Raw genomic sequence first — 12,804 nt, forward strand, 5'->3', positions numbered from 1 at the left:
CAAATACTTGTTAAGCGTATTTGCTATACCGAAAGTAACAATTCTTCCTCAAATCTCCAAATGTTTATCCCGAAATTCATAAAATACATTTTAAAGATGTGGTAGAGCGAATATTTACGGTTCAAACTCGTTCAGGACAAGTTCGCCGGCAAAGAAATCACGTGGACCGCGGTGCGCATAAACCCCCTCCCGGTCAACACCGAGCAACTCGCAGCGACGGGGTGGATGCGGCTTATCTCCGTGCAGGAACTCTTCGAAAGATGGGTTAAAACGGTTCAGGACCCCCAATATTCGGGGGGGGGGAAAATTCGAGCTTCATAGGGGCTCGGACATCGGAGGCACGACATGCGGCTTAGATGCTTCCGGGCAGTATAAGATGCAGGTTTCGTTCTACGCCGGAGTGGTGCTTTTCACCGGAGATAAGCATTTCCGCATCGAGGGGCCGCGGTCCTTTTTCAAGGTCATCGGCCGAAATACCGACGGGACGATGGCAATAGTGCATATTTGATCTTGGGTATCGGGGAAGAATAATAATGTTATCCCTTGTATGGGAGAGAATACTAAATGCACTCTGATAGGGGGCTTTGGTAATTTGACTCGACACCCATCTTTTTGAAATCCTAACAAACCGATATAATGAAAGTGATTTACAACGACACGCTGCCTTTCGGGCGCTTTACGGCCATGACCGTCATGTTCTGGATATTCGTCAGGAACGGGAAACGCTTCACCACCCGGATGCTCAACCACGAGCGGATTCACGCCCGGCAGCAACTGGAGATCGCGGCCGCGTGCCTGCTTCTGGGCTTCGTCGTGGCCTCGCTGACCGGGGCCTGGTGGTGGCTGCTGGCCTGCGTTCCGGCGCCCTTCCTGGTCTATGCCCTCTCGGTCGCTATCGAGGTCCTGCTGCCGCCCTACGACCAGGTGTACCGCAACAGCTGCTTCGAGAGCGAGGCGATCTACAACGAGCACCGCAGGGACTACACCCGCCGCTGGTGGCGTCATCTGTTTGCCTGGGTACGCTACATCTCCAATGCGAAATATCCCTACATTCCGCACGAGGACAGACCGCCCATGCAGGACTGACCCGTTGACATAGGGGCATGAAAAAGCCCCCGGTCTGTTGTAGTATCTCACCACGTACAGCAGAACGAATGCGCCGTAACACATCCACCGAGGGCTAAAGCCATCGGATGTGCTACGGCATTTTTGGTACGTGGTGAGGTTGCAAATATACACTTTTTTCGTGAATGAAGAAACCCCTTTACAATTCCTCCCCGCTGCCTTTCATGGGACAGAAACGCCGCTTTGTCGTTGAATTTCGCAAAGCGCTCGGGCAGTACTCCGACGCTGAGGTCTTCGTCGATCTGTTCGGCGGCAGCGGGCTCTTGTCTCATATCACCAAGCAGGAGCGCCCGGAGGCGCGGGTCGTATACAACGATTACGACGACTTTCATCTTCGACTGGAGAATATCCCACGGACGAACGCCCTGCTGGCTAATATCCGCAACATGGTAGGCGTCAAGCCCAAGGGCCAGCGGTTGCCGGAGCCGCTGCGCAGGCAGATTCTCGACCGGGTAACCCAGGAAGAAGCAACCGGATTCGTGGATTACATTACCCTGTCGGCGTCGTTACTGTTTTCCGGCAATTATGCGACCTCTTTCGAAGAACTGGCAGCTGAACAATTTTATAATTCGGTCCGGCAGACGGATTATGCTGCCGAGGGTTATTTGGCCGGAGTAGAGATCGCAAAGCACGACTACCGGGAGCTCTTCGGGCTATTCAAAAACGTGCCCGGAGTGGTATTCCTGATCGACCCTCCATACCTCTCTACCGAAGCGGGGGCTTACAAATGCTACTGGAAGCTGGCCGACTACCTGGATGTTTTGCAATGCTTGCAAGGACAATCCTACGTTTATTTCACCTCCACCAAATCGCAAATTGTCGAACTGATCGACTGGTTTGCCCGGACACAATTCGACGGCAACCCGTTCGACGGGGCAGAGCGGAAAGAGGTCAGCGCAACAATCAATAAGGACGCCAAATATACCGACGTGATGATTTATAAACGGGCTTGAACATCTTAACCGAATGAATAAATATTACTCAATGCTGGATAAAATTCTGGCTTCCGGCAAGATGCAAAACAATCGCAAAGGGAGCATTAAGTACCTTTTGAACGAGCAGCTTGCCCTCGCACCGGGCGACCTGCTCGATATATTCGAGGGGCACAATATCGCCCGAAAGAAGCTCAGGAGCGAATTGCAGCTATTCATGCAGGGGGAGCGGTGCGTGGAGAGATACCGCGAGGCAGGGATCAACTGGTGGGACTACTGCGGTTCGATTCTGGTCAACAGTTACCCGACCTATTTCGAAAAACTGCCGCCGCTACTCGCCAAGATCAACCGGGAGAAGCGCAGCAGTAAGAACTACGTGCTGTTCCTGGGCGAAACCGGCGCTGAAAGCAATCAGTCGCCCTGCCTGAGCCTGGTGCAGTTTCAGATCGACGAGGACGAGTTGGTCCTTTCTGCCTATCAACGCAGTTCGGACGCCAATTTAGGGTTACCTGCCGATATTTACCACTTGTACCTGATGACAAGGCAAATAGACCTCCCTCTAAGGTCGATCACCCTAAACCTGGGGAACGTTCACATATACGAGAATAACGTCGCAAAAACCCGTGTATTGATTGCAGGAAATGAAAACGTCAAGTTCGATTTAAACGTATGATTGGATGGCGTTCGAATGGAATTTAAAACCAATTCTAAGAGTGTTTGCAACTAATAAAACTAACGAAGCGCACCCGAAATAGGTACGCTTCGTTTTTCGAAATTGTCGCTTCGTTTTAAAATTCTGCTAACATTTCGTTTTGCGGATTATACAAAAAATCGCTTTCGGCTATTTTGCCATATAACCCTTGATGTAGTGGTGGTGCGAACCCCAGCGTTCGAACGCCGCGCGGTCCAGCTCCTCGCGTGCCGAGGGGTGGGCCACCAAGATCAGGAGGCGCGCACGCTCCTGCATGGTCTTGCCGTAGAGGTCCACGGCGCCGAACTCCGTGACGAACCAGTGGATGTGGTTGCGCGTGGTCACGACGCCCGCACCGTCCAGCAGCGTTGGGCAGATTTTCGATACGCCCTTGTTGGTGACGGAGGGCATGGCGATGATTGCTTTGCCTCCCTTGGAGAGCGAAGCGCCGTAGACGAAATCGATCTGACCGCCCACGCCCGACCAGAATTTGGTGCCCAGCGAGTCGGCGCACACCTGGCCCGTCAGATCGACCTGCAAGGCCGAGTTGATGGCCACGAAACGGTCGTTCTGCGAGATGATGTAGGGGTCGTTGGTGTAGCCCACATCCATCATCAGCACGCCCGGGTTGTCGTCGATAAAGTCGTAAACGGCCTGCGAACCCATCAGGAACGTCGAAACCATCTTGCCCGGATCGGTCTTTTTCGCCTCGCCGTTGACGACGCCTTTCTCGACCAGCGGCAGCACGCCGTCGGCGAACATTTCGGTGTGGATACCCAGGTTCTTGTGTCCCGTGAGCTGCGTGAGCACGGCGTTGGGAATGGCGCCGATACCCATCTGGAGCGTGGCTCCGTCCTCGATCAGGGCGGCGCAGTGGCGGCCGATGGCGGTCTCGACCTCGTTGGGTTCCGAGAATCGGGCCTCGATCAGCGGCGTATCGTCCTCGACGAACGTGTCGATTTTCGACATGCGGATCATGGCTTGGCCGAACGAGCGGGGCACGTTCTTGTTCACCACGGCGATCACGTGGTCGGCGCATTCGACGGCCGCCAGCGTGGCGTCGACCGAGGTGCCGAGCGACACGTAGCCGTGCTTGTCAGGCGTCGAGACCTGGATCATGGCCACGTTGCACGGCACGGCGCCGCAGCGGTAGAGGCGCTGCGTCTCGCTCAGGAAGATGGGAATGTAGTCGGCGTGGCCGCTCTGGGTGACCTTGCGGACGTTCGAACCCACGAAGAACGAGTCGAGCTGGAAGATGCCCTCGAATTCGGGATCGGCGTAAGGCGCCGGACCCTCGGTGTGGAGGTGGTGGACATGGACGTCTTTCAACTCGCCGGCCCGGCCGCGGGCGCACATGGCGTTGATGAGGCACTGCGGTGCCGAAGCCACGGAGCTCAGATGCACGTGGTCGCCCGATTTGATGACCTTGACGGCCTCCTCGGCCGTGGTAAAGTGGATAGGGGTGTTCATGTTTTTGAGTTTGGGATATGGGTTTTGGTTTAAGGTATTCGGGGAGCGGTACGCGCTGCCGTCAGTGAGAAAACACGGCCGTTACCGCCCCGCAACAAGTGCGGAGCAGTAACGGCTGTGCAATCGTGTGTCGGATCATGGCCGTGCCGGTTCGACGATAGGTTTCTACTTGCGTTTGACTTCGACCTGTTCGTAGCCCTCGACGATGTCGCCCACGCGAATGTCGTTGAACGACTCGATGTTCAGGCCGCAGTCCTGGCCTACGGTCACCTCTTTCACGTCGTCCTTGAAGCGTTTGAGCGAGCCGAGTTTGCCGGTGTAGATCACGATGCCGTCGCGGATGACGCGGATCGGGGTCGAGCGCGTGAGCTTGCCCTCGCGGACCACGCAGCCGGCGACGGTGCCGACCTTGGTGATCTTGAAGATTTCGAGCACCTCGACCGAGGCGACGATCTCCTCTTTCATCACGGGTTCCAGCATGCCCTCGATGGCGTCCTTGATGTCGTTGATCGCGTCGTAGATGATCGAATAGAGCCGAATTTCGATCTCCTCTTTCTCGGCCACGCGGCGTGCGGCGGCCGACGGACGCACCTGGAAGCCGACGATGATGGCGTTCGAAGCGGCGGCCAGCAGCACGTCCGATTCGGAAATCTGCCCCACGGCGGCGTGGATGACGTTGACCTGCACGGTCTCTTTCGAGAGCTTGATCAGCGAGCCGGACATGGCTTCGATCGAGCCGTCGACATCGCCCTTGACGATGATGTTCAGCTCCTTGAACGAGCCGATGGCGATGCGTCGTCCGATTTCGTCCAGCGTCACGTGCTTCTGGGTCATGATGCCCTGCATGCGGGCCAGCTGCTCGCGCTTGTTGGCGATCTCGCGGGCCGAACGGTCGTCGTCCATGACGTTGAACGTGTCGCCGGCCTGCGGCGCGCCGTTCAGACCCAGCACCTGCACGGGGGTCGAGGGACCCGCCTCGGTGACTTTCTTGCCGTTCTCGTTGAACATGGCTTTCACGCGGCCCGTCGAGGTGCCCGAGAGGATCACGTCGCCGATGCGCAGCGTGCCGCTCTGCACCAGGATGGTCGAGACGTAGCCGCGCCCCTTGTCGAGCGTCGACTCGATGACCGTACCCTGCGCTTTCTTGTTCGGGTTGGCTTTCAGGTCGAGCATCTCGGCTTCGAGGAGCACCTTTTCGAGCAGTTTGTCGAGGTTGAGCCCCTGCTTGGCCGATATATCCTGATCCTGGTACTTGCCGCCCCACGATTCGACCAGGTAGTTCATTTGCGAGAGCTGCTCCTTGATGTGGTCGGGGTTGGCGTTGGGCTTGTCGATCTTGTTGATGGCGAAGACCATCGGCACGCCGGCGGCCTGCGCGTGGTTGATCGCCTCGACGGTCTGCGGCATGACGCTGTCGTCGGCCGCCACGATGATGATCGCCACGTCGGTGATCTTGGCGCCGCGGGCACGCATGGCCGTGAAAGCCTCGTGGCCGGGGGTGTCGAGGAACGTGATCTTCTGTCCGTTCAGTTCGACGCTGTACGCACCGATGTGCTGCGTGATGCCTCCGGCCTCGCCCTGGATGACATTGGTCTTGCGGATGTTGTCCAGCAGCGATGTCTTGCCGTGATCGACGTGGCCCATCACGGTCACGATCGGCGGACGCGGAACGAGGTCCTCCTCGCGGTCGGCGTCCTCCTCCGAAATGGCCTCCTGTATCTCCACCGAGACGAATTCGGTGGTGAACCCGAACTCTTCGGCCACGACCACGAGGGCTTCGGCGTCGAGACGCTGATTGATCGAGACCATCAATCCCAGGTTCATGCAGGCCGTGATGACCTCCGTCGGCGAGACGTTCATCATCGTGGCCAGTTCGCTTGCGGTCACGAACTCGGTGACTTTCAACACCGAACGTTCCTGCTCCTCGCGTTCGAACTCCACGTTCATGCGTTCGTGCACCGCGTCGCGCTTGTCCTTGCGGTACTTGGCGCTTTTGCTCTTGGCACCCTTGGCCGTCAGCCGGGCCAGGGTGTCCTTGATCTGCTTCGAAACCTCCTCGTCGCTCACCTCGGGGCGGACGATGGGTTTGGGGGCGTTCTTCGACTTGCTGCGGCGTCCCTCGCCCGGCCGGGGCTGGTTCTGACCCTGCCCGCCACGGTTCGGACCTGCGCCACCCGGACGGTTCTGGCCTCCCTGACCGCCCTGTCCGGCGGACTTGCCGCCCTGAGCACCGCCTTTCGGAGCCTTGTTTACGTCGACTTTCTCTTTCTGGAGGCGCTTGCGCTTGTGCTTGCCGCCCGCCACGAAGCCCGATACGTCCATCGTACCCAGGACCTGAGGCCCTTGCAGGGTCGGGGTTTCGGGGCGGAAGACATTGTCTTTCGGAGCCGCTTTGGCAGGCTCCTCGGCGGGACGTGCGGGCTCGCCGGACGGGATTTCGGCGGCGGGACGTGCGGGTTCTGCTGCCGGTGCCGCTGCTGCGGGGGCTGCCGGTTCGGTTGCCGAAGCTGCCTGAGCCGCGGAGGGCGCGGGAGCCGTCACGGTCTCACGGACCTGTTCCGGAGCAGGGGTTGCAGACACTGCGGGCGTCTTTTCAGTTGCAGGCGCCGTTGCGGGCGCTGCTGCGCGTGGCGTCTCGGGTTTCGGCGCCGGTGCGGGCGTTGCGGCCGGCCGGGGTGCGGCCTTGGGTTTGGGCGACAGGTCGATCTTGCCCAGAATCCGGGGCTGCTGCCGGATTTCGTCCTTTACGTTGATGACGTTGCTCTTGATAACCACCTCGCGCTCCTCCTCGCGTTCCTGCCGACGGGCCTCCTCGAGGGTGATGGTCGTCTGCTTCTGCGCGATGCGTTCGCGGATCGATTCGCGCGCATTGCCTGCGCTGCGGTTCGAACCGAACTCCTTTTCCAGCACTGCATACGTCTCATCATCGACCAGCGTATTGGGCGATCCGTCGCTCTTGATGCCTTTCTTTTGCAGAAAATCCGTGATGGTATTCAATCCCACCTTGAACTCCTTGGCGACCTGAATGAGCCTTAATTTTCTTTCGTTCCCCATATAGTCTCTTCTCCTTTCCTCTCTTGTTTTACTCTTCGAATTCGGCCTTGAGAATCGCCACGACCTTTTGTGCCTGCTCCAGTTCGAGGTCGGCGCGTGCGGCGATCTCCTCGACGGGAAGCTCCAGTACGCTCTTGGCCGTGTCGCAGCCCACGTTCTTCAACGCATCGATGATCCACGCATCGATCTCGTCGGCGAACTCCGTGAGGGCCACGTCCTCCTCTTCTACCTCGCGGTAGACGTCGATGTCATACCCCGTAAGCATCTTCGAGAGGCGGATGTTCAGACCTCCCTTGCCGATAGCCAGCGACACCTGATCGGGCTTGAGGTAGACCGCTGCGGTCATCTTCTCCTCGTCGATGGTGATCGACGAGACCTTGGCGGGGTTCAGCGAGCGCTGGATCATCAACTGCGTATTGGCCGTGTAATTGACCACGTCGATGTTCTCGTTGCGCAGCTCCTTGACGATCGAATAGATGCGCGAACCTTTCATGCCGACGCAGGCGCCCACCGGGTCGATGCGCTCGTCGTAGGACTCCACGGCCACCTTGGCCCGCTCGCCGGGGATGCGGACGATCTTCTTGATGGTGATCAGCCCGTCGAAAATCTCCGGCACCTCCTGCTCGAACAACCGCTCGAGGAACTGGTTGGCCGTGCGGGAGAGGATGATGCGGGGCTGGTTGTTGTTCATCTCGACCGACTTGACGATGGCCTTGATCGTATCGCCCTTGCGGTAGAAATCGTTGGGAATCTGCTCGGCTTTGGGGAGGATCAGCTCGTTCTCGTCGTCGTCGAGGATCAGCACCTCCTTTTTCCACATCTGGTAGACCTCTCCGGTGATGATGTCCCCGACCTTTTCGGAGTATTTTTCGTAGAGGTTGGCTTTCTCCAGATCGAGGATGCGCGAGGCGAGGTTCTGACGCAGCGAGAGCACGGCGCGGCGTCCGAACGACGAGAGTTTGATCTCGTCGGCATACTCGTCGCCGATCTCGTAGGTGGGGTCGATGGCCTTGACCTCCGAGACGGCGATCTGCGTGATGGGATTCTCCACGGCCCCGTCCTCGACCACCGTGCGGTTGCGCCAGATTTCGAGGTCGCCCTTTTCGGGGTTGATAATCACGTCGAAATTCTCATCCGTTTCATACTGCTTCTGCAAGGCGTGGCGGAAGACGTCCTCCAGCACGCCGATCATCGTCGACTTGTCGATGTTCTTCAACTCTTTGAACTCGGCAAAGTTGCTGATTAAATTCAGGTTGTCCATTGTGCGTTATCTTGTTTTTAGTTTTCTTCTATTTGAAATCGAGCCACTCGCGCGTCCACTTGATCTGCACGAAAGGGTAGCGGCGCGTGACGGTCACCAGCTCCTTGCGCTTTCGGCCCTCGACGGCCTGCTTCTCCTCGTAGGAGAGGGTTATGCCCTCCTCGTTCGCCTCGTCGAGCCGCGCCGTGATCTTCACGCCGCTCAGGAGCAGCACCTCGACCGGGCTGCCGATGAGTTTTTTGTATTGTCGGAGATGCTTCAACTCGGAGCCTATGCCTGCCGAGGCCACCGTCAGCGAAAAATCCTCCTCCTCGCGGTCGAAGCACGCCTCGATCCGCCTGCTCAGCTCCACGCAGGCGTCGATTCCGACCGACGTGTCGCTGTCGATCGTGAGCTCGACCTCGTTGGCATGCGAGCATGTACAGCCGACCACGAAGAGGTCCGTGCCCTCCATGTTTTGTTCCGCCACGTCGACGATTTTCTTTGTATCGATCATAAATAATTGTGTATCAGTCGAGTATAACTATGAAAGAAGGGGACTGCCCGTCCCCTTTCCTCTCTTCGTGTCTTTCGACACTGCAAATATAGTGAAAATTTCTTATATACCAAGGTAGAGCGCTTCTTTTTTATTCAGGGTGAAAGGTGGAATGTGTTCTCGACTCCCGAGCAACGTCGGGGGGCAAGCCAATCATTGTCATTCCGAACGGATGTGAGGAATCTTCCGCTGTTTGCTTCGCCTTGCGACCCCTCGACCGGGCCCGGGGATCGTGCATGCTGCAAAGATGGTTTGCGCCGCAGTCCGAACCGGGCTGCGGCGCAAAACGCTACTCCTCTTTCGTCTTGGCTTCGTAGGGCTTGATGATGCCGCGCTTCGATTCGCGGATGAACCGCACCAGCGCGTCGCGCTCGGGGCTCTGCGGCACCTCGCGCTCGACCTCGTCGCAGCCGTTCAGGTAGTTCATGCCGCTCTGGAAGAGGATGCGGCAGGCGTCGTGGATCTCGGCGATGCGCTCGGGAGTGAAGCCCCGGCGCGAAAGGCCGATCTTGTTGATCCCCGCGAAGCGCAGCGTGTCGTTGCGCACGATCACATAGGGCGGCAGGTCCTGCCCCAGAAGCGCACCGCCCTGGATCATCGCGTGGTCGCCGATGTGGGTCCACTGGTGCACGGCGGCGTGGCCTCCGATCACTACCCAGTCGCCCACGTGCACCTCGCCCGCGAGCGAGACGCGGTTGGCGATGACGCAGTTGCTTCCCACCACGCAGTCGTGGCCCACGTGGACATAGGCCATCAAGAGGTTGTGGCTCCCGATACGGGTCGTGCCGGTCGATTTGGTGCCTCGGCTGATGGTGACGTATTCGCGGATGTCGTTGCGGTCGCCGATCTCGCAGGTCGTCGTTTCGCCCGCGAACTTGAGGTCCTGCGGCAGACAGGCCACCGAGGCGGCCGTGTGGATGCGGCACCCCTTTCCGATGCGGGCGCCGTCGTGGATGACGGCCCCGGGGCCGATCCAGCAGTCGTCGCCGATCTCGACGTCGCCGGCCACGTAGGCGAACGGTTCGACGGTTACGTTCTTGCCCAGTTTAGCGTCGGGGTGGACGTAGGCGAGGTTGCTTATCATCGTCTGTGCTATTTTTTGTTTTTGACGACCTGGGCCATCATGATGGCTTCGCACGCGAGCGTCTCGCCCACGAACGCCTTGCCCTCGACCACGGCCACACCGCGGCGGATGGGTTCCAAAAGGTGTATCTCGAATTGGAGCGTGTCGCCCGGAACGACCTTGCGCTTGAATTTCACGCCGTCGATCTTCATGAAATAGGTCGAATAGTTCTCCGGGTCCTCGACGCCGCTCAGCACCAGAATGCCGCTGCACTGGGCCATCGCCTCGACGATCAGCACGCCCGGCATGACCGGCTCCTCGGGGAAATGGCCCACGAAGAACGGCTCGTTCATCGTCACGTTCTTGATGCCGGCCACGTCTGTCGAGTCGATGTGGAAGATGCGGTCGACCAAAAGGAACGGCGGACGGTGGGGGAGCATCGAGCGGATGCCGTTGATGTCGTAGACGGGCGATTTGCGGCAGTCGTACGTGAAGCGCGGCTTCTCGCCCGCCTTGCGGATGGTGCGCTTGAGCTGCTTCATGAACTCCGTGTTGGCGAAATGGCCCGGACGGGTGGCCCACACGCGCCCCTTGATGCGCTGGCCCAGCAGCGCGAAATCGCCCAGCAGGTCGAGGAGCTTGTGGCGCGCCAGCTCGTTGTTGCAGCGCAGTTCGAGGTTGTTCAGATAGCCTGCCTTGATCTCGATGTCGGGTTTGCCGAAGATCGTTTTGAGGTGCTCCAGCTGCTCGTCGGGCACGGGATTTTCGACCACCACGATGGCGTTGTCCAGGTCGCCGCCCTTGATGAGATTCATCTTCATGAGCGGCTCCAGCTCGTGCAGGAAGACGAACGTGCGGCAGGGGGCGATCTTGGTGGCGTAGTTGTCTCCGGGATCGAATGTGGCATACTGATTGCCAATGACCTTCGAGTTGTAATCGACGTGCAGCGAGACCGAGAATTCGTCGTCGGGGTAGAGGATGATCGCAACGCCCTTTTCGGGGATCGTGTAGACCATCTTTTCGGTCACGTGGTAATATTTTCGTTCGGCATCCTGGTCCACCACGCCGGCTTCGGTGATGGCCCGGGCGTATTCGCGGGCCGAGCCGTCCATGATGGGAGTCTCGGGGGCATCGATGTCGATCAGGGCGTTGTCCACGCCGAGGGTCCAGAGCGCCGACATGATGTGCTCGATGGTCGAGACGCGGTGGCCGCCGGCTTCGATGGTCGTGCCGCGCGACGTATCCACCACGTTGTCGCACAGAGCGGGTATTATCGGCTGCCCCTCGATGTCGATGCGGCGGAAGAGAATGCCGGTATCGGCCTCGGCGGGGTTCACGGTCATGGTCACTTTGACGCCCGTATGCAGACCCTTTCCAGAGAAGGAGATGGGAGCCTTCAGCGTTTGTTGTTTGGTTGACATAGTCGGTGCTTTTAAATATTTGCGCCCAAAGATAGGAAAAAATCGTTAAAAAAAGCTATTTTTGCCCGAAATTATGACCTTGGCGAATGAGTGACAAATCGTTGGACAACAAACCGAAACCTGCGCGGCGTCCGCGCATCGACCTGCCGTTCGGCAACCGTCCGAAAGATGCGGGCGTGTGGACCTACGACCACCGGATCGGTTTGAGCGTCACGCTCATCGCCTACCTGGTGCTGATGATCGTCTTCGTCAGTTCGAAGATCGTCGTGGGCCGCAAGTCCGCAACCCAGGGCATGTACATCGATCTCGAAACCCTGGCCGAAATGGAGCGCGAGCGCGACCGGCTCCAGCGCGAGGTCGAAGAGCGGCAGCAGCAGGACCCGATCGACTGGCGCAGCATCCGGAATCAGACCTCGAACGAAAATGCACTGAACGAGCAGCTGCGCGACGACCGCGGAACCAATGCCGCCGAGCTCAATGCCGAAGCCGCCGAGGCCGCCGAGCGGATGCGAGCTAACCGCGAAGCGTACGAACAGGGGCTTGCCGAGGAGCGCGCCATCCGCGAACGCCTCGGCAAGGAGGAGGGCACCGAGCACCGCGACCGCAAGGTCAAGGGGCGCGTCACGGTCTCGTTTTCGCTCAGCAATCCGGTCCGTACGTCGCGCTACCTCGATGTCCCGGCCTACCTCTGCGAGGGCGGCGGCGAGGTGGTGGTCGAAATCACGGTCAACCGCTCGGGCGAGGTCACGGCTGCCCGCGTGGCCTCGGGCGGCGACGAGTGCATGCGCTCCACGGCGCTCCGTGCCGCCCGCTCCTCCCGCTTCAACATCGACCCCTCCGCTCCCGCCCGCCACCAGGGCACCATCACCTATATCTTTATTCCCCAGTAAACGGGCTTTCGACTTTCATACTATTTTCTCTCGATCCCCGACCCTGTCGAGGGGTCACACGCCCCTCTGTCCCCGGTCCCGTTCTCAATTCCCGAGCCCGGTCGAGAGCTCGCAAGCCCTCCTCCTCGCCTCCTCCGACACCCGTCGACAGCCCGCAACCACCTACCACCTGCGGAAATAATTATGAATTGTGAATTATGAATTCTGAATCGGTTTAGCCGGATTTTTCGAATATCCGATCGAAAAAATCCGGCCAAACCCTTGACATCGCCTCTTCGATGTTGTATCTTTGTTCCGTCCCCCGCCGGGCGGGCCGTCGGAACTTGCGCGCAAACTCTCTTTCATGAACGACGGCAGCTATG

At 58.9% G+C, this 12,804-nt stretch carries 10 protein-coding genes; 4 read left to right on the forward strand and 6 right to left on the reverse strand.

All coding sequences use genetic code 11. The features are described from left to right. Positions 1 to 636: 636 nt before the first annotated feature. The 3 genes from ACMQ11_RS09900 to ACMQ11_RS09910 all read left to right on the forward strand — a co-directional run bounded on the left by ACMQ11_RS09900 (position 637) and on the right by ACMQ11_RS09910 (position 2,730). Positions 637 to 1,086, forward strand: a complete 450-nt coding sequence (locus tag ACMQ11_RS09900) for a hypothetical protein (protein ID WP_418992607.1) — start codon at positions 637 to 639, stop codon at positions 1,084 to 1,086. Between the two features lie 164 nt (positions 1,087 to 1,250). Next, positions 1,251 to 2,078 (forward strand): DNA adenine methylase, encoded by an 828-nt coding sequence (locus tag ACMQ11_RS09905; RefSeq protein ID WP_418992608.1) that lies wholly within the window; start codon positions 1,251 to 1,253, stop codon positions 2,076 to 2,078. Between the two features lie 13 nt (positions 2,079 to 2,091). Next, positions 2,092 to 2,730: a thymidylate synthase gene (locus ACMQ11_RS09910; RefSeq protein ID WP_418992609.1), complete on the forward strand. Its 639-nt coding sequence runs from the start codon at positions 2,092 to 2,094 to the stop codon at positions 2,728 to 2,730. A 168-nt stretch (positions 2,731 to 2,898) separates the two neighbouring features. Here ACMQ11_RS09910 and ACMQ11_RS09915 read toward each other — a convergent pair whose 3' ends face one another. The 6 genes from ACMQ11_RS09915 to ACMQ11_RS09940 all read right to left on the reverse strand — a co-directional run bounded on the left by ACMQ11_RS09915 (position 2,899) and on the right by ACMQ11_RS09940 (position 11,552). Beyond that, positions 2,899 to 4,218 carry an acetyl-CoA hydrolase/transferase family protein gene (locus ACMQ11_RS09915; protein WP_418992610.1) on the reverse strand — a complete coding sequence of 440 codons (1,320 nt, stop codon included), beginning with the start codon at positions 4,216 to 4,218 and terminating at the stop codon, positions 2,899 to 2,901. A 165-nt stretch (positions 4,219 to 4,383) separates the two neighbouring features. Continuing rightward, positions 4,384 to 7,272 (reverse strand): translation initiation factor IF-2, encoded by a 2,889-nt coding sequence (infB, locus tag ACMQ11_RS09920; RefSeq protein ID WP_418992611.1) that lies wholly within the window; start codon positions 7,270 to 7,272, stop codon positions 4,384 to 4,386. A gap of 28 nt (positions 7,273 to 7,300) precedes the next feature. Next, the gene (gene nusA / locus ACMQ11_RS09925; RefSeq protein WP_418992612.1) at positions 7,301 to 8,533 is read right to left on the reverse strand and encodes a transcription termination factor NusA; all 1,233 of its coding nucleotides are present in this window, start codon (positions 8,531 to 8,533) and stop codon (positions 7,301 to 7,303) included. Between the two features lie 28 nt (positions 8,534 to 8,561). Further along, positions 8,562 to 9,029: a ribosome assembly cofactor RimP gene (gene rimP / locus ACMQ11_RS09930; RefSeq protein WP_418992613.1), complete on the reverse strand. Its 468-nt coding sequence runs from the start codon at positions 9,027 to 9,029 to the stop codon at positions 8,562 to 8,564. 328 nt (positions 9,030 to 9,357) lie between these two features. Further along, the gene (gene lpxA, locus ACMQ11_RS09935; protein WP_418992614.1) at positions 9,358 to 10,152 is read right to left on the reverse strand and encodes an acyl-ACP--UDP-N-acetylglucosamine O-acyltransferase; all 795 of its coding nucleotides are present in this window, start codon (positions 10,150 to 10,152) and stop codon (positions 9,358 to 9,360) included. 8 nt (positions 10,153 to 10,160) lie between these two features. Continuing rightward, positions 10,161 to 11,552, reverse strand: a complete 1,392-nt coding sequence (locus ACMQ11_RS09940) for a bifunctional UDP-3-O-[3-hydroxymyristoyl] N-acetylglucosamine deacetylase/3-hydroxyacyl-ACP dehydratase (RefSeq protein ID WP_418992615.1) — start codon at positions 11,550 to 11,552, stop codon at positions 10,161 to 10,163. An 86-nt stretch (positions 11,553 to 11,638) separates the two neighbouring features. Here ACMQ11_RS09940 and ACMQ11_RS09945 point away from each other — a divergent pair, with 86 nt between their 5' ends. Beyond that, the gene (locus ACMQ11_RS09945) at positions 11,639 to 12,442 is read left to right on the forward strand and encodes an energy transducer TonB family protein (protein ID WP_418992616.1); all 804 of its coding nucleotides are present in this window, start codon (positions 11,639 to 11,641) and stop codon (positions 12,440 to 12,442) included. The last annotated feature ends 362 nt before the right edge of the window (positions 12,443 to 12,804 follow it).

The sequence above is a fragment of the Alistipes sp. genome (assembly GCF_048465575.1).
Lineage (GTDB): Bacteria > Bacteroidota > Bacteroidia > Bacteroidales > Rikenellaceae > Alistipes.